This is a genomic window from Mycobacteroides sp. LB1, from assembly GCF_013449725.1.
GTDB lineage: Bacteria > Actinomycetota > Actinomycetes > Mycobacteriales > Mycobacteriaceae > Mycobacterium.
Genome location: NZ_JACCFF010000001.1, coordinates 1,464,302 through 1,481,051 on the forward strand (window position 1 = coordinate 1,464,302; position 16,750 = coordinate 1,481,051).

16 protein-coding genes are annotated in these 16,750 nt (G+C 63.6%); 7 read left to right on the forward strand and 9 right to left on the reverse strand.

Annotated features, from left to right (window positions below; genetic code table 11):
* Positions 1 to 31 precede the first annotated feature (31 nt).
* On the forward strand, positions 32 to 574 hold the full coding sequence (locus MLB1_RS07230; protein WP_180748954.1) for a carboxymuconolactone decarboxylase family protein: 543 nt from the start codon (positions 32 to 34) through the stop codon (positions 572 to 574).
* On the opposite strand, the gene MLB1_RS07235 is transcribed toward MLB1_RS07230, so the two are convergent.
* Both MLB1_RS07235 and MLB1_RS07240 read right to left on the reverse strand, forming a co-directional pair.
* Positions 571 to 1,584 (reverse strand): aldo/keto reductase, encoded by a 1,014-nt coding sequence (locus MLB1_RS07235; RefSeq protein WP_180748955.1) that lies wholly within the window; start codon positions 1,582 to 1,584, stop codon positions 571 to 573. The two genes, MLB1_RS07230 and MLB1_RS07235, sit on opposite strands and share 4 nt — an antisense overlap.
* Position 1,585: 1 nt before the next feature.
* Positions 1,586 to 1,993, reverse strand: coding sequence for a MerR family transcriptional regulator (locus MLB1_RS07240; protein WP_358145152.1), 408 nt, complete (start codon positions 1,991 to 1,993; stop codon positions 1,586 to 1,588).
* Between the two features lie 256 nt (positions 1,994 to 2,249).
* Between MLB1_RS07240 and MLB1_RS07245 the strand changes: the two genes are divergently transcribed.
* From MLB1_RS07245 to MLB1_RS07260, 4 genes are read left to right on the forward strand one after another with little or no spacing between them, the layout of a single operon-like run.
* Complete coding sequence (locus tag MLB1_RS07245; RefSeq protein WP_180748957.1) at positions 2,250 to 3,803, forward strand: amino acid permease; 1,554 nt, start codon at positions 2,250 to 2,252, stop codon at positions 3,801 to 3,803.
* Positions 3,800 to 5,059 carry an acyl-CoA dehydrogenase family protein gene (locus MLB1_RS07250; protein WP_180748958.1) on the forward strand — a complete coding sequence of 420 codons (1,260 nt, stop codon included), beginning with the start codon at positions 3,800 to 3,802 and terminating at the stop codon, positions 5,057 to 5,059. Before MLB1_RS07245 ends, MLB1_RS07250 begins: the two co-directional genes overlap by 4 nt.
* Entirely contained in the window at positions 5,056 to 6,237 is a 1,182-nt protein-coding gene (locus MLB1_RS07255; RefSeq protein ID WP_180748959.1) for a GNAT family N-acetyltransferase, read from the forward strand. Before MLB1_RS07250 ends, MLB1_RS07255 begins: the two co-directional genes overlap by 4 nt.
* Before the next feature lie 7 nt (positions 6,238 to 6,244).
* Positions 6,245 to 7,570, forward strand: coding sequence for an NtaA/DmoA family FMN-dependent monooxygenase (locus MLB1_RS07260; RefSeq protein WP_180748960.1), 1,326 nt, complete (start codon positions 6,245 to 6,247; stop codon positions 7,568 to 7,570).
* Here MLB1_RS07260 and MLB1_RS07265 read toward each other — a convergent pair.
* The 4 genes from MLB1_RS07265 to MLB1_RS07280 all read right to left on the reverse strand — a co-directional run bounded on the left by MLB1_RS07265 (position 7,567) and on the right by MLB1_RS07280 (position 10,760).
* The gene (locus MLB1_RS07265; protein WP_180748961.1) at positions 7,567 to 8,070 is read right to left on the reverse strand and encodes a carbonic anhydrase; all 504 of its coding nucleotides are present in this window, start codon (positions 8,068 to 8,070) and stop codon (positions 7,567 to 7,569) included. The genes MLB1_RS07260 and MLB1_RS07265 overlap by 4 nt on opposite strands.
* Before the next feature lie 161 nt (positions 8,071 to 8,231).
* Positions 8,232 to 9,629, reverse strand: a complete 1,398-nt coding sequence (lpdA, locus tag MLB1_RS07270) for a dihydrolipoyl dehydrogenase (protein WP_180748962.1) — start codon at positions 9,627 to 9,629, stop codon at positions 8,232 to 8,234.
* A gap of 38 nt (positions 9,630 to 9,667) precedes the next feature.
* Positions 9,668 to 10,489: a hypothetical protein gene (locus MLB1_RS07275; RefSeq protein WP_371750566.1), complete on the reverse strand. Its 822-nt coding sequence runs from the start codon at positions 10,487 to 10,489 to the stop codon at positions 9,668 to 9,670.
* On the reverse strand, positions 10,482 to 10,760 hold the full coding sequence (locus tag MLB1_RS07280) for a putative holin (protein WP_180748963.1): 279 nt from the start codon (positions 10,758 to 10,760) through the stop codon (positions 10,482 to 10,484). The genes MLB1_RS07275 and MLB1_RS07280 overlap by 8 nt, the downstream gene beginning before the upstream one ends.
* Positions 10,761 to 10,839: 79 nt before the next feature.
* On the opposite strand from MLB1_RS07280, the gene MLB1_RS07285 reads away from it, so the two are divergent.
* Together MLB1_RS07285 and MLB1_RS07290 are read left to right on the forward strand one after the other, a co-directional pair.
* A complete protein-coding gene (locus MLB1_RS07285) occupies positions 10,840 to 12,867 on the forward strand; it encodes a prolyl oligopeptidase family serine peptidase (protein WP_180748964.1) in 2,028 nt (675 codons plus the stop codon).
* Positions 12,868 to 12,926: 59 nt separating this feature from the next.
* On the forward strand, positions 12,927 to 13,379 hold the full coding sequence (locus tag MLB1_RS07290; RefSeq protein WP_180748965.1) for a hypothetical protein: 453 nt from the start codon (positions 12,927 to 12,929) through the stop codon (positions 13,377 to 13,379).
* Here the strand turns inward: MLB1_RS07290 and MLB1_RS07295 are convergent.
* The 3 genes from MLB1_RS07295 to MLB1_RS07305 all read right to left on the reverse strand — a co-directional run bounded on the left by MLB1_RS07295 (position 13,356) and on the right by MLB1_RS07305 (position 16,726).
* The gene (locus MLB1_RS07295) at positions 13,356 to 14,192 is read right to left on the reverse strand and encodes a hypothetical protein (RefSeq protein WP_180748966.1); all 837 of its coding nucleotides are present in this window, start codon (positions 14,190 to 14,192) and stop codon (positions 13,356 to 13,358) included. The genes MLB1_RS07290 and MLB1_RS07295 overlap by 24 nt on opposite strands.
* Before the next feature lie 47 nt (positions 14,193 to 14,239).
* Positions 14,240 to 15,106: a polyphosphate kinase 2 gene (gene ppk2 / locus MLB1_RS07300; protein ID WP_180748967.1), complete on the reverse strand. Its 867-nt coding sequence runs from the start codon at positions 15,104 to 15,106 to the stop codon at positions 14,240 to 14,242.
* Positions 15,107 to 15,196: 90 nt separating this feature from the next.
* Complete coding sequence (locus MLB1_RS07305; RefSeq protein ID WP_180748968.1) at positions 15,197 to 16,726, reverse strand: aldehyde dehydrogenase family protein; 1,530 nt, start codon at positions 16,724 to 16,726, stop codon at positions 15,197 to 15,199.
* Between the last annotated feature and the right edge of the window lie 24 nt (positions 16,727 to 16,750).

Here is a 16,750-nt window from a genome sequence, read left to right on the forward strand (position 1 = left end):
TGCGCGAAGACCGACAAGAAGGAGCCCGCCAGTGAGCAAGAGCACCGAAGGCCGTATCCCGTCCCCAGGGCTCCGCGAGCTGGGCCCCATCAACTGGCTGATCGCCAAGGGCATGGCGCGTGCCGTCAACGCTCCCGAAATGCACCTGGCGACCACACTCGGACAGACGGGCACCCGGTTCTGGCCGTGGCTGGCCTATTCCGGCGCCATCCTGCGCGGCACCAAGCTCTCCACCCGAGACACCGAGGTGGTCATTCTCCGAGTGGCCCATGTGCGCGAATGCGAGTACGAGCTACAGCACCACACCCGGATCGCGAAGTCCGCAGGGATCGACGCCGCACATCAGGACCGCATCTTCGCCGGGGCCGGCTCCGAAGGCCTCTCCGACAAGGAACGCGCGCTCATCACCGGCGTCGACGAAATCCTCACCACAAGAACGCTTTCCGACCAGGCGTGGGAGGAGCTCTCGAAGTTCCTGGATAGTCGCCAGCTCATCGGCTTCACACTGTTGGTTACCCAGTACGACGGTCTGGCCGCGACCATGTCATCGCTGCGGATCCCGCTGGACCACTAGTCCCCCACAAGTGGGAGGTGCCCCCAGTCGAGCATGGCCATCAGATCCTCGTTGTAGCGGTCGCCCACCGCGGGAGCGACAGTCTCCAATTGCGATAACTGCGCATCGGAGAGGGTCACATCCGTGGCAGCGGCGTTCTCCTCGACACGAGCGGCCTTCGTAGTCCCGGGAATTGGCACGATTTCCTCGCCACGAGAGAGCAGCCAGGCCAGCGCAACCTGAGCCGCTGTCGCCCCTGTCTCGGCCGCGACGGATTCCACGGCGCCGACGATCGCACGGTTCGTGTCGAGGTTCTGCTGACTGAACCTCGGCAGGTTCTTACGGAAGTCACCGTCTGCCAACTGGTCCGCCGACCGGATGGCGCCTGCCAGGAACCCACGGCCCAGCGGCGAGTACGGCACCAGACCGATACCCAGCTCCCGCAGAGTCGGCAGCACCGCGGACTCGACATCACGTGTCCACAACGAGTACTCCGACTGGACCGCCGCTATCGGATGTACGGCATGAGCGCGGCGGATAGTCGCCGCCGACGCTTCCGACAACCCGATATGGCGAACCTTGCCCTGCGTCACCAATTCGGCGACTGCGCCGATAACCTCCTCGATCGGAATCGAGGGATCGACGCGATGCTGGTAGTACAGGTCGATGTGGTCGGTCCCAAGTCGGCGCAACGATCCCTCGACCGCAACAGCGATATTCGCCGGCGAGCTATCCGGCTGGAACGTCGCACCGGTGGCATGCGAAATCAATCCGAACTTCGTGGCCAACACCACGTCATCCCGGCGGTCCGAGATTGCCTTGCCGACAAGCTCCTCGTTGACATACGGGCCGTAGATTTCTGCGGTGTCGATCAGGGTGATTCCCACATCGAGCGCACGGCGGATGGCCTGAATGGACCGATCGGCGTCTGGACCCTTATCCGTGTCGAGGGGTTGATACCCCGATGACATCGACATGGCGCCCAAGCCAATTCGCGATACTTTCAGCTCACCGATCTGCGTGTACTTCATATCAGTTCTTCTTTCCTCCAGCGGATTGAGCCGAGGCACCGTTGACCGACTCGGTGTAATACGCAACCTTGAAATCCACGACCCTGAGATCCTCGGTAAGCCTTTCCATCGCCGCCAGGATCCGGACGCGCTGCGCGAACAGCAGCTCCAGACGCTCGGCATGGGTCTCTTCGCCGCCCACTAACAGCTCGATGAACCTGCGCATATCGCGAACCGGCATACCGGTGCGGCGTAACCGCAGCATCAGCTCAACACGTTCGATGTCGTTATCGCTGAACCGGCGACGGCCTCCCGCATCGCGTGCTACCCGGGGAAACAGACCTTCGCGTTCGAACCAGCGCAGCGCATCGATCGACAGACCGGTCCGCTGGGCGACGTGCGAGATGGGAAACCCTGCATCTGTGCTCACAGCTGCCACGGTAGAACCTGGAGTCGACTCCAGGTCAAGGCCAAGCTCGACTCACTCGGATCGGACAGAAAAGCGCAGGACGCGACGAAAGTCGTCGCAGGTACCGGCGACGACGCCGGGAGCGCCGTTGACACCTTCTTGACGGCACCTCACCATCGGTTCATGCGCTTGGCCCCGGACTGTAGCTAGGCGCGCAATCTCATTTGCGCGCTGACTGTTTCAGTTCACCTCCCGTAATCGAAGGGCCCTTCTCAGCATGTCTGCTCCGCACCGTCAGCTCACTGTCAACGGCAGATCCCTGCATGCCGCCGAATCCCACGGACTCGAACGCAATGCCGTGGGCTCCTGGGGTGTCTTCGCGCAGGGCCTGGCGGCGGCCGCACCCAGCGTCGCCGTCGCGACGGTGCCGTTTTCGCTGTTCGTGGCGGCAGGCAAAGGCGCCGCCTGGGCCGCCGTCATCGGCCTGGTGGCGGTCATCCTGATCGCCACCACCATCAGCTTCCAAGCCAAACGAACGGTGTCCTCCGGTTCGTTGGGCACCTATGCCGGCAACGGGCTGGGACCCGGTGTCGGGTACGCCGCGGGATTCAGCCTGCTCATCGGGTACATCACCTTCGCCACCACCGGCACCCTGGGCGGAGTGCTCTACTTCGAGTCCTTCCTCGAAGCCTTCGGAATCCACTCGGAAGCAACCGGATTCAAACTCGCGCTGGTCGCGGTGATAGTCGCGGTGGCCGTCTACCTGCCCTACCGCGGAGTCTCCATCTCCGCCAAGTACGAGCTCGTCTTCGAAATAATCGCCACCGCACTGATTTTCATCATTATCGTGGCCTCATACGTCAGCTACGGCTGGCACATAGATACCGAACAGTGGTCCTTGTCCAACCTCGGTAACAGCACCACCTTCATCGCCGCAGTCACCGCGGTGGGTGCGTACGCGGGGTTCGAAAGCGTGGCATCTCTGGGCGCCGAATCCCGAGATCCGCACCGCACCATCGCCCGCTCCCTGCTGCGCGTGGTGTTGATCATCGGCGCGCTCTACATCCTCGCGACCTACCCCCAGATCCTGCAGTTCAGGAACATCGACGGCGACAGCGCGATACTCCCGCAGGTCGCCACGAATTCCGGTGTCGCGTGGGCTATTTACCCGATCAGTCTCGCGGTGACCATCGCGTTCATCGTGTTCGTCACCGCCGTCATCAGCTCGGCGGCACGCGGATTGTTCACCCTCGCACATGAAGGTGCACTGCCGACGGTTCTCACCCGCGTGCATCCCGTCTACAAGACCCCGATTGCGGGTATCGTCCTCATCGGGATCATCGCGGCAGCCTTCTCGGTCACCGCAACGCTCAGCTCGGTCGGCCGTCTCGTATTCGACGTGTACGGCAATTACGTTGCGAATTGGGGCTTTCTCACGAGTTACCTACTTGTGGTGGTGGCCACCCCGATCTGGTTGTACCGGATCAAGGCACTGACTCCGGCCCGCCTGGCGGTATCCGTCGCCGCCACCCTGGCGATCGGATACGTGATCTTCAGCAACTTCTATCCTGTGCCCACGTTCCCGTTCAACATTCTGCCGCTCATCTTCGGCACGATCCTGCTCGCCGGGCTGCTGCGTTACTGGTACCTACGGGCACGACGCCCCGAGGTGGCGGCCCGGATCGGTTCCATCCAAACGCTTTCCGAGGACGAACAAGAACGATTGGCCGAGCTCGGCATCCTTGAAGTCCTGCACGAAGAAATCCACGAGAAGCAGGAAGCCGAGCCAGAACCCTCAGCCGCCGCCGATTCAGGAGTCCTCGTCAAATGACTATCGCCGCCGCCCCCGATGCCACCCCGTATCAGGGAGTGAACGATACCGAGTTCGACGAGTGGACGCACGTCGCCCAGCGAGTCGCCGGCGAGCTTGCCGAGACCGCGCTCGAACGGGACCGGGCCAACCAGAGTCCCATCGCCGAGATCGCGCTGCTGCGTGACGGCGGGCTGTTGTCCTTCGCCACTCCTCGCGAATTCGGCGGCGCCGGGGGAAGTCTGGGACAAGCCCTGCAGCTCAGCCGCATCATCGCAGCCGCGGACGGGTCGATCGGCCAGCTGCTGCTCTACCACTATTCGAATGGTGTCTGGACCTACATTCTCGGGTCCCCGGCGCAGCGCGAGTACATCGCACGCGGGGTCGGCGAGCAGGGCTGGTTCCAAGGCAGCGTGAGCAATCCGCGCGACCCCGGTATCACCGTCATCCACACGGATGAGGGTTACCGGGTCAACGGTAAGCGCACCTTCGCCACCGGTGTCGCTGTCGCGGATCTGATCACCGTGCTGCTCTATGAGGACAAGCCGGTCAATGCGATCATTCCCCGCGACCGGGAAGGGCTGCGGTTCAACGATGATTGGGACAACCTGGGGCAGCGGCTTACTGCCAGCGGCAGCGTCGAATTCCACAATGTGTTGTTACGCGATGACGAGGTACTCACTGGCCTCGCAGAATTCAGCGGAGACCAGGAGCGCCGCGACGGGCTCCGCACGCTGTTCAGCCAGCTGATCTTCGTGCACCTGTACCTCGGGATCGCCGAGGGCGCACTGGCCGCCGCCGTCACCTACATCCGAGAAAAGGGCCGTCCGTGGCCGGAGGCGCACTCCACGGAGGTGACCGAGGATCCGTACCACCTGCAACTGCTGGGCCAGCTCTCCGCGGGGATCGCCGCGGGAATCGCGCTTGCCGACGCGGTGACATATGAGTTCGAGCAGACGCTGGCACTCGGTGAGGCGCTCACCGCAGTGCAGTGGGGTGAGCTGGCGATCCGGGTGGACCAGGCCAAATCCGTGTCCACTCAGATATCCCTGGACGTGACACATAATATCTACCAGGCAACCGGCGCCCGGTCGACGGCCAATTCCGTTGGACTGGATATCTATTGGCGCAATGTGCGCACGCACACCACCCACGATCCGCTGCCGTACCGGCAGCGGGAGATCGGGCGTTACCTACTGACCGATGAGTGGCCGTTACCGCGCAGCCTCAACGGCCTCGGCCGTCTCGCGAATACCACCCAGGGCAAGGCTTCGTGACGGACGTCCGGTTCCTGCAGACACCGGCGGAACGCGAGCGCGCCTTCGCGGTGTTCTGGCGGTCCATGGTGGGGCTGCCACCCTTGGGTGATGTCGCTGTCGACGAGTTACTGGAAACCGGAAGATATTTGGGCGCCTTCGACGGCGAGGAGATTGTCGGCGGGGCCGATTCGTATACCAGCTGGCTCACCGTCCCAGGCGGCTCTCGGGTTCCGCATGCCGCCGTCACACACATCGGGGTGCTGCCCACGCACACCCGGCGCGGCATCCTCACCTCATTGGTCACCCAACAGCTCACCGATATCGCCGCGCGCGGAGAAATCGTCGCGAGCCTGCGTGCCTCCGAAGCGTTGATCTACCGGCGCTTCGGGTACGGCGTCGCGACCAGCAGCGCGACGTACCGCATACAGCGGCGGCGAGCATTGCCGCAGAACGTGATTGACGGTGGCCCCATCACGCTGCTCGATACCGCGGCCACAGCGGAACTACTGTCATCGATCTACGAACGCGCCGCGTGGACGGGATCCATCGCCCGCCCACCGCAGTGGTGGCGGCTACACGAGCTCATCGACACAGGTGACCCCGTCAAGCCGTACGTGGTCACACACGAGGACGGCTACGTACGGTACCGGCCGCTGGACACCTCCAGCTGGTTCACCAGCAGCGCGCGGACGGTAACCGTTGATGATCTTGTTGCACATAGCGATAAGGCTTACCAAGCGCTTATCGGCCATCTGCTCGGGCTTGATCTGGTCGATGTCATCGAACTCGCCCCACGCCCAGTCGACGATCCACTTCCCCACCTGGTGACCGACCCCCGTGCGATAGAGGTCACTGGCATCCGCGACGAGACCTGGCTGCGGTTGGTCGATGTCGAGGCGGCATTGGCAGCCCGCACGTACGCGGACACTGCACCCGTGGTGATCGAAGTCCGGGATGACCTGCTGCCACACAACTCGGCACGGTTCGCCGTAGGTTCCGACAAGGTCCGTCGCACCCAGCACATCCCGGACGTATCGCTCGACGCCGCGGCCCTTGCCTCGGTCTATCTCGGCGGCAGCACCTGGACACAACTGGGCCGGACCGGATTGGTCTCCGCACATTCGGCCGGGGCATTCGACACCGCCGACACGCTGTTCTCTACCGGTGCAAAGCCTTTCGCCGGTACCAATTTCTAGGAGCGCCATGAGCACCCGTCAACTTCATCTTCTCGCATTCGGAAACGTGCGTTCGGGTGGCGCGTGGCGGCTGCCCGGCGTGCAGAACGGCCCTGCCAATCAGCTGGACACACTGGTCAAGACCGCCAAAGCTGCCGAGGCGGCCAAGTTCGATGCCATCTTCTTCGCCGACGGGCTCAACTTCGGCCCGGAAGCCACCTGGGCACACAAGTCCACCGAGGACTTCGAACCACTCACCACCACCTCGTATCTGGCCGCGGTTACCGAGCGTCTGGGGTTGGTAGTCACCGGCTCTTCCACATTCCAGCCGCCATACCACCTGGCACGCCAACTGTTATCCCTCGACCACCTCAGTTCCGGCCGCGCCGGATGGAATCTGGTCACCAGCTTCGCGCAGGCGGCTGCCGCCAACTTCGGTGACCGCGGTTTCCTGCCACACGATGAGCGCTACCGACTGGCCGAGGAAACGCTGCACGTCATCAAGACCCTGTGGCACTCGTTCGAATCAGGCACCGTTGTCGAAGACCGAACCGGCGGAATCTATAGCGATATCAGCAAGATTCACGTCGCCAATCATGACGGCGAGTTCCATCAGGTCAAAGGTCCACTTGGGGTTACGCCGTCCCAACAAGGGCAGCCGGTCATCTTCCAGGCCGGATCGTCCGCCACGGGAAGAGCCTTCGCCGCCAAGCACGCCGAGGTGGTGTTCACGGGTCAGACCGATATCGACCGCGCCAAGAACTTTTATCGGCAACTCAGCCAAGAGGCCCGCGCCGCGGGAAGGACCAGCTTTCCTCTCGTCACACCCTCGCTCGGGGTGGTAGTCGGATCCACCGACGCCGAGGCACAAGCTGTCGAATCGACCGTCTACGAACACTTCATCCCCGAGTACCAGGCGGGGTGGCTACTCGAGGTGGATGTCGATGTGATCGGGGCCGACCTGGACGGACCCGTTCCCGCATCCGCCTTCCCGGAGAGCACCGAGACCCATCGGACCGCACTCGCGGGGTACAAGCACCTTGCCACCGTGGGTAATCCGACGGTTCGGGAGTTCCTGTACCGCACCCTGAACGCATTCGGAACCCGGTTCGTCGGCTCCGCCGAGCGTGTGGCCGACGAGATCGAGCGATGGTTCACCGAAGGGGCCGCCGACGGGTTCATCCTGAGCACCTCGGGATTGCCCGGTCAGTTCGAGCTTTTCACCGAGCAGGTGGTGCCGATATTGGTGCGCCGGGGCATCTTCCGCGCCGACTACACCGGGTCGACACTGCGCGAACACCTGGGTCTACCCTGGCCGGCTCCGGTGCGCACACCCGCTGCCCTAGCGCGCTAGCCCTCGACTGCGACAACCTCGCGCAGCGTTCCGTCGGTGACGTCGTACACGAAGCCACGCACGCTGTCCTTCCGCGGAACAAACGGATTGTCCTTGATACGCGCAATGGATTGGCGGACATCCTCGTCCAGATCGGTGAAGGCCTCGGCGGACCACGGCGGCTTGATCCCCGTCTCGTCCTGAATCGAGCGTTTGAAGGCGTCGTCGGTGAAAGTCAGCATCCCGCAGTCGGTGTGGTGGATGAGGATGATCTCCTCCGTGCCGAGCAACCGCTGGGAGATGGCCAATGACCGGATCTCGTCCTCCGTGACAACGCCACCGGCGTTACGGATGACATGGGCATCACCCTCCCGCAGCCCCAGCAACCCATAGGGATTCAGCCGGGCATCCATGCACGCGAGGACCGCGATCTTCCTGCCCGGCGGCAGCGGCAGACCACCCTTGTCGAAGCTGGCCGCGTACGCCTTGGCATTGTCAAGCAGTTCGTCAGTGGTCGACATGACGCGACGGTATGAACCCGTCCCCGCGTCGTCAACGGTTACGAACGCCCTGATCCAAGGATGCGGGAGCTAAGGCCTCAACCGCGAACAGACGCTTATTGCACAGAGCTGCCAGGTGGCATGTGCAATAAGCGTCTGCTCGCGAGAAGGGGTCCGGAAGATCAGAAGTTGATCATGTGTCCCGCGAGGCCGTGCAGCGCTTCCTGCAGCGCCTCGGACAACGTCGGGTGCGTGTGCACGTTGCGGGTCAGCTCGTTGACCGTCAAATCCCACTTCTGTGCCAGCGTCAGCTCGGGCAGCAGCTCGGAGACATCCGGGCCGATCAGGTGCCCGCCAATCAGCTCACCGTACTTGGCGTCGGCGATGAGCTTCACGAAACCGGTCGGGTCGGCGAGGCCGTGTGCCTTGCCGTTCGCGGTGAACGGGAACTTGGCCACCTTGACGTCGTACCCCTCGGCGCGCGCCTGCTCCTCGGTCAGCCCGAAGCTGGCGACCTGCGGCTGACAGAACGTCGCGCGCGGCATCATCCGGTAATCGCCGAGCTCCAAAGTCTCTGCACCGGCGATGGTTTCGGCGGCGACGACGGCTTGGGCCTCGGCCACGTGGGCCAGCTGCAGCTTGGCGGTGACGTCACCGATCGCGTAGATGTGCGGCACGTTGGTGCGCATCCGCTCGTCGATGGCGATCGCGCCGCGGTCGGTCAGCGCGACACCGGTCTTCTCCAGACCAAAGCCCTCGACATTCGGCGCAAAGCCGATGGCCTGCAGCACCTTATCGGCGACGAGCTCACTCTCCTGCCCGTCCTTGCTGACGCGAACGGTGACCTGGGAACCACTATCGGTGATCGACTCCACCTTGGTGCCGGTGAGGATCTTGACACCCAGCTTCTTGTACTGCTTCTCGATCTCCTTGGACACCTCGGCGTCCTCGTTGGGCAGCGCCCGCGGCAGGAACTCGACGATGGTGACGTCCACGCCATAGTTCTTGAGGACGTACGCGAACTCCATACCGATGGCACCGGCGCCCGCGATGATGATCGACCCGGGCAGCTCGCGGGTGAGGATCTGCTTCTCGTAGGTGACCACGTTCTCCGAGAGCGAGGTCCCGGGTACCAGCCGCACACTGCTGCCGGTGGCGAGGATCACGTTGGAGAAGGTCAGCGTCTCGGCCGAACCATCCGTCAGCTTGACCGACAGTGTGTTGGCATCGGTGAAGGTGCCGACGCCCTCGTACTCGGTGATCTTGTTCTTCTTCATCAGGAAGTGCACACCGGCGACACGGCCCTCGGCGACCTTGCGGCTGCGATCGAATGCGGCACCGAAGTCGAAGGTGGCCTCACCGCTGATGCCAAAGGTCTTGGCCTCCTTGGTGAAGATGTGAGCCAGCTCTGCGTTGCGTAGCAGCGCCTTGGACGGGATGCACCCGACATTGAGGCAGACTCCGCCCCAGTACTTCTCCTCGACGATGGCTGTCTTTAGGCCCAGTTGGGCTGCGCGAATAGCCGCAACATAGCCACCGGGACCGGCTCCGAGAACGACGACGTCATAGTGTGCAGTCACGATCCCCACCCTAGTAGGGCACCGCTACCCGGGGTAGGTCAGCGGTCTCGGTACTGCATGCCCCAGGTGCGCAGCGGCTCCGGGCACAGTGATTGGACACCGGGGTACGAGGGCGCGGTGCACGCCACGTATCCGTACTTGAAGCCTGCGGCCGCCACCGAAATGGCCGGTGCCGTCAATATGGCGAGGGCCAGGGCAACGACTATGGGACGCGGTTCCACCATGGCCAGCAGCAGCGCGACCAACACACAGGTAAACACCCAGATCAGCACGTAGGCGACCGAAACGAGCCGGTCACGCGGGAGCAGTGTCTCGAACCAATGCTGGTACAGCAGTAGTCCAATCGCGCCGGCGGGAATCCATACCCCCAGCAGCACGAGTAGCAGCACCCAGCGCTTCAGGAACGCAGGTTCTCGCTCGGCGAAAACCCGGATGGGCTTGGCGGGCTCGTCGGCGACCACGGGTACCGCGCCGGTGAGCGGGTCGGGAGTCATCGACTCGGCCGACGTCGCCGGCATCGCACCGGTGCGGTCGGCGCCGACGTCGAACGCTTGGGTCAGCGGCAACGCGTCGGTGTCCAGGCGGCCGGTTCGTTCAAGGTCGTCGTCCTTGAACGCTGAGAACGCGGTGAACGTGGAGGTATCCAGACCGTCCCTGATCTTGACGCCATCGATGCCTCCAGTGTCCGTCTCGGGCATGGCCGAGAACGCGGTCACCGCTACAGGCTCGGGTGCATCGTTATCGATCTGCACTTCCAGCGGATCGGCGAGATCGCCCTCGACGAGGCTGGGCTTCTCCACCTGGTCCACCAACTCGCTGGTATCGACCTTCTTGTCAGTCGTCTTTTCGCTGTCAGACACCGTGAATCACCTGTATCGCCGCCAGAATCCCGAACCACCCGGGAGAGATCGCCAGAACGAATGCCGCCACCGCCGTCATCCATTTGCGCGTGGACGCAATCAAGATCAGGAACCCAATCAGGCTGGGTACCGCGACGACGAGACCGATAACGAGGTCGGGTCGGACCGCCTCGTGCACGATCAAGGTGCCCGACATTCCGACGCCGAGTCCTACTGCTATCCCCAGCAGCATCGCGCTAGCTACAACCTGCGCGCGTGGCAGTGGTATCACGACAAAGCTCCTGCTCGGTGTTTATTTACGCCCCCGGGCCACCTCCGACCATACTGCGGTCCCTGGCACACTTGCTCACATGACCTCGGCGCGCCGCTCCCCGGACCCATATCTCTGGCTTGAGGACATCGGCGGCGACGAACCGCTGACCTGGGTACGCGAACGCAACGCGATAACTACCAGCGAGTTTTCCGGGGCACGTTTCGAGGCGATGCGCGGCGAGGCGCTGGCGATTCTCAACACGGACGCGCAGATCCCCTACGTGCGCCGCCGGGGCTCGTACCTCTATAACTTCTGGCGCGACGCCAATAACTCTCGCGGCCTTTGGCGGCGAACCACATTGGATCGATACCGCCTGGACGATCCACAGTGGGACGTCATCATCGACGTCGACGCCCTGGCAGCCGCCGAGGGAGAGAACTGGGTCTGGGCCGGCGCGACCGCGCTGCGCCCCGAGTACCGCAGGGCGCTGGTCAGTTTGTCGCGCGGCGGTTCGGACGCGGTGGTGGTGCGTGAATTCGATCTGGAAACACGGCAGTTCGTGTCGGAAGGTTTCGCGCTTCCCGAGGCCAAGACTCAGATCGGTTGGATCGACGCCGATACCGTGTTCGTGGGCACCGAATTCGGACCCGACAGCCTCACGGACTCGGGGTATCCACGTCTGGTCAAGCGCTGGAAGCGCGGGCAGCCTGTCGACGACGCCGAATTGGTGTTCAGCGGTGAATCTTCAGACGTGATGGTGGGTGCCGGCTTTGACGACACCCCGGGCTTCGAGCGGACCCTGATCAGCAGGGCCACCGATTTCTTCAACTCGGAAGTGCATGAGCTGAGTGTCGATGGCGAGCTGCGGCGCATCGACGTGCCCACCGACGCCTCCGTCTCGGTTCACCGCGAGTGGCTGCTCGTCGAGCTCAAATCGCCGTGGCAGCTGGATGCCGTCGAGTTTTCGGCGGGGACGCTGCTGGCGGCCAACTATGCCGACTTCCTTGCCGGCAATCGCACCGTGACCCCGGTGTTTGTTCCCGACGAGCACCGGAGCCTGCATCACTACGCGTGGACCCAAGACAGGCTCACCGTCGCGATCCTGCGTGATGTGGCCAGCGAGATCCTGGTGTTCACCCCGGGTACCTGGGACTCGGGGCCGCTGACCGGGGTACCTGAGAACGCCACCACACAGATTGTCGCCGTCGACGACCTGGGCGACGAGATATTCCTTGACACTTCGGGTTTCACTCAGCCGTCAACGCTGCTACGCGGTGAAGCAAGCACCGCGGAGGCCTCAGTACAGCCCATCAAGTCGGCACCGGCCTTCTTCGACGGTGAGTCCTTTGAAGTGGCTCAGCATTTCGCACAGTCCGACGACGGGACGTCGGTTCCGTATTTTGTGGTGCGCCCCAAGGGTTCCGACGGATCGGGTCCCACCCTGCTCGGCGGCTACGGCGGCTTCGAGGTCGCCAGGACTCCCGGGTACGACGGTGTACTGGGCAAGCTGTGGCTATCCCGCGGCGGCACGTACGTGCTGGCCAACATCCGCGGAGGCGGCGAGTACGGGCCCGTATGGCACACGCAGGCGATGCGCGAGGGTCGCCATCTCGTGTACGAGGACTTCGCCGCCGTCGCGCGGGATCTGGTGGTGCGAGGCATCACCACCGCGGCACAGCTGGGCGCACAGGGCGGAAGCAACGGCGGCCTGCTGATGGGCGTGATGCTCACGGCCTACCCGGAGCTGTTCGGTGCGTTGGTGTGCCAGGTGCCGCTGCTGGATATGCGGCGCTATCACCTGCTCCTGGCCGGCGCCTCCTGGGTTGCCGAGTACGGCGACCCGGACAATCCCGACGATTGGGAGTTCATCTCGAAATACTCCCCCTACCAAAATATTTCGTCAGATCGACGGTACCCGCCAGTTCTGATAACCACCTCGACCCGCGATGATCGAGTGCATCCCGGACATGCACGCAAGATGACCGCGGCACTGCAGGAGGCCGGGAAACCGGTCTGGTACTACGAGAACATCGAGGGCGGCCATGGCGGAGCGGCCAACAACGACCAGTCCGCTTTCAAGGCCGCGTTAGCCATCGAGTTCCTCTGGCGGCAGCTCGCACCCTGAGCCGAAATCTCAGGGCGATCCCCGATGCGGCCACTGCGCCGCGTCGGCAGAATGACGGCATGAGTGAAACCAATACCGTTCCACCATGGGTCAACAAGATGGTCAAGGGCGTGCTCCGCAGCCCACTGCATCCCGTGATCAGCAGCAATATCGCGCTGTTCACATTCACCGGACGTAAGAGCGGTACGGAATACAACGTCGCCGCGACCTACGTTCTCGACGGCGACGTCCTGACGGTATTCACGGACAGGACCTGGGCGAAAAATCTGCGAGACGGCCGGCCTGTGACGGCACTGATACGCGGCAAGAAGCTGCACGGCACGGCCGAGCTGTTTACCGGACCTCAGATCGCCGGACCGTTGGCCGACCTGCTGCAGCGGGTGCCTCGAGATGCCAAATATCACAATGTGCGACGCAATCCCGACGGAAGCTTCGATCAGTCGGATATCGACCGGGCTGCCGCAGTGGAGCACATGGTGAAGATCCGGCTAGCGGCGCAGCAATCCGCCTAGCACCCCAGAGACGACGCCGATCGCGATCACCAGGCCACCGGCGGCCATCGTGAGGCTCAGCCAATGATGAGCGTTGCTCACCGCCTGGGTGACCAGGCTGTCGGCCACATCGCGGAGATTGTCGGTTATCCGGTTCAACGGCCGATCCAGGTAGCGCCGACCGATCTCCAGCCCCGCCCAGCCGGCCGCACCCACGAGTAGCGCCGAAATACCGAGCCCGGCAAGACCCTTGGCGCGGCTATGCACCGCCAGCTGGGTGAGCCCGGCGAGAACGAGGGTCAGACCGAGGGATATCCACACGACGAGCTGGCCGAAGCGTGCCACCGGCACCAAACGCCCCGGGGTCAGGCCACCCAGATTGTCATCGGTAACCGAGACCCTCAGCGTCTCCGGCGCCTTGATGGAAAGACCTTGCGGCACCATGCTCTTGATCATCGGCGCCAGGTCAATCTGCCAACTGCCCTGCGAATCACGGTGCGCCGAGCTGGAGTTCGTGAACACCCATTGGTGCGCCACCCGATTCACAGACGCGAAGTCGTCACGGAACTGCGGCCCACTGGTGTACGCGGCGGTGAGTGCGGCGACCTGGGTCTCGTTGACGCGCGAACCTTGTTTCTTACCCAGCGATACGATCTGGGTGGTGAGCTCCTCGGCGATCGCGTGCTGGACCTTCGGATCGGCTGCCGCCGGTGCCGTCAGCGCTACGTAGCCGTTCTCGTCGACAATCCCGGACTGTGCCCAGGCCGCCGCCACTGTCACGGCCAGTGCGGCGGTGGTCAGCAGCCACAGCAGGACCGCGAAGAGGAATCGCATTGACCCCAGGTTAGTCCGGCGGGCGGGAGCGAAGCGACTTTGGGGATCTAGTCCGTGAGCGCGCGTCCCAGGATCAGTGGATCGGCTTGGCCGACAACTTCGACATCCTTGTCGTCGTAGTCGAATTTGCCCAGAACGTGCCGCATCGCGTTGACGCGGGCCCGCTTCTTGTCGTTGCTCTTCACCACGATCCACGGTGCGTGGTCGGTGTCGGTGAGCGAGAACATCTCTTCCTTCGCCTTGGTGTAGGCGTCCCACTTGTCGAGCGATGCCAGGTCCATCGGCGAGAGCTTCCATTGCCGCACCGGATCAACCTGCCGGATCGCGAAACGGGTGCGCTGCTCGGCTGACGAAACGGAGAACCACAGCTTGGTCAGGCTGACGCCGTCGTCCACCAGCATCTGCTCGAAAAGCGGTGCCTGGTGGATGAATTCAGAGTGCTGCTGGTCGGAGCAGAATCCCATGACCCGCTCGACACCGGCCCGGTTGTACCAGGACCGGTCGAAGAACACCATCTCCCCCGCAGCGGGCAGATGCGGCACATACCGCTGGAAATACCACTGGGTGCGCTCGCGCTCGCTGGGCTTCTCCAGCGCGACGACGCGGGCACCGCGCGGGTTGAGGTGCTCCATGAACCGCTTGATGGTGCCGCCCTTACCCGCCGCGTCGCGACCCTCGAAGAGGATGACGTGCCGGGCACCGGTGCGCTTGCTCCAGTTCTGCAGCTTGAGCAGCTCGATCTGCAGCAGCCGCTTTTCCAGCTCGTACTGCTGGCGGCTCATCCGCTCGTCGTACGGATAGTTCTCCCGCCACGTGTCTACCGCGACACCGTCGGGTGAAATGAGTACCGGATCATCGTCATCGTCATCGTCGACGGTGTAGCCCTGTGCGGCGGCGGTAATGGTGTCGGTCACCAGCGGAAACTAACCGCACCAACCGTCGCGTGGATGGCCGGTGAATGAACGTGAGGTGTCACGCTCGAGGTTCTTCGCGCAGGAGGCTCATCACCGCCGGAAGGGGCGCAACGCCTTGTTGGAGAGCTTGGTGAGGCTCTTGAGCGCCACTGGTGCCAGCCAGCTCGGCCCGCTGTACCAAAGCGGCTCACTGGGCAGAGTCACCCGGGTGTCGACAATGGCCTCGGTGCGGCAGTACTTGAGCAGGCCGCTGGCGCCGCCGAAGCGAGAGCCCATACCCGAACCCTTCCAGCCGCCATGCGGCGCGGTGAGGCAGGACAGGTTCATGATTACGTCGTTGATATTGACGGTGCCGCAATCAAGTTGCAGTGCAACACGTTCGGCACGCTTACGATCCTTGGACCAGACGCTCGCCGAGAGGCCGTACTGGCTGTCATTCGCCAGCGCGATCGCCTTGGATTCCTCGGAGAACCGCATGATCGGCAGTGTCGGCCCAAAGGTCTCCTCGCGCATGCAGTCCATCGAATGGTCGACGTCTACCAGCACGGTCGGGGCGTAGAAGCTGCCTCCGCCCGGGACCCGCGCACCGCCGGTAAGCGCTCGCGCACCCGCCGAGACGGCCTGGCGCACATGCTGGTCCACGACTTCGAGCTGGGCCTCGTCGATAATCGCGCCGACACTGTGGTCCAGCCCGGCACCGATCTCCAGGCTCCGGACCTCATCGACCACCAGGTCGACGAACTGCTCGTAGATCGAGTCGTGGACGTACACCCGCTCGACGGATACGCAGGTCTGGCCGGCGTTGAACATGCTGCCCCACACCGCGGCATGCGCGGCGCGCTTGACGTCAGCGTCGGAGAGCACCAACATCGGGTCCTTGCCACCGAGTTCCAAGCTGACCGGGGTGAGCCGACGCGCGGCGCGCTCCATGATCTTCTTTCCGGTGGCCGTGGACCCGGTGAATTGGATGAAGTCGACGTTGTCGATAAGTGCCTCCCCCACCTCACGCGCGCCGTGGACGATCTCGAACACGGGCGGCGCACCGATCTCCTCCCAGCCGCGGGCAATGAGTTCATCGGCGAGTGGGGTGCGTTCGGAAGGCTTCAGTAGCACCGAACAGCCCGCCAGTAGCGCCGGTACAACATCCCAGTATCCAAGCGCCACAGGGTAATTCCAGGGCGATATGACACCGACGACCTTGCGGGGCCGCTGGTGCAGCGTGATCTTCTTGGTGTTCATCGCGATTGAGGAGGCGGGTCGCGACTCGGGCGCCAGGAATTCCGCGGCACGCGGCGCGTAGTACGCGATGATGGCCAGGATCGACGGAATTTCGATGCCCGCGTCGATCTTCGACTTGCCGGTCTCGGCGATCAGCTGAGCCTCGATACGCGGGGTGTTATCGGTCAGCCACTGCGCGAACCGCGCCAGCACCTTGCCACGCCCCTCAGGGCCGAGGCGTTCCCAGGACGGCTGCGCCTTCGCCAGTTGCGCGGTGATCACGGGGATATCCGACGGATCGGTCCAGTTCACCTGGCCGACAACCTGCCCATTCGCGGGATTGCGCACGTCATGGGTCATGTTGCGGGCAGCAGTGACGGGATTTTCAGACGTCGTTGTCATTGTGTGAGTCTAGGCATGAGGTGA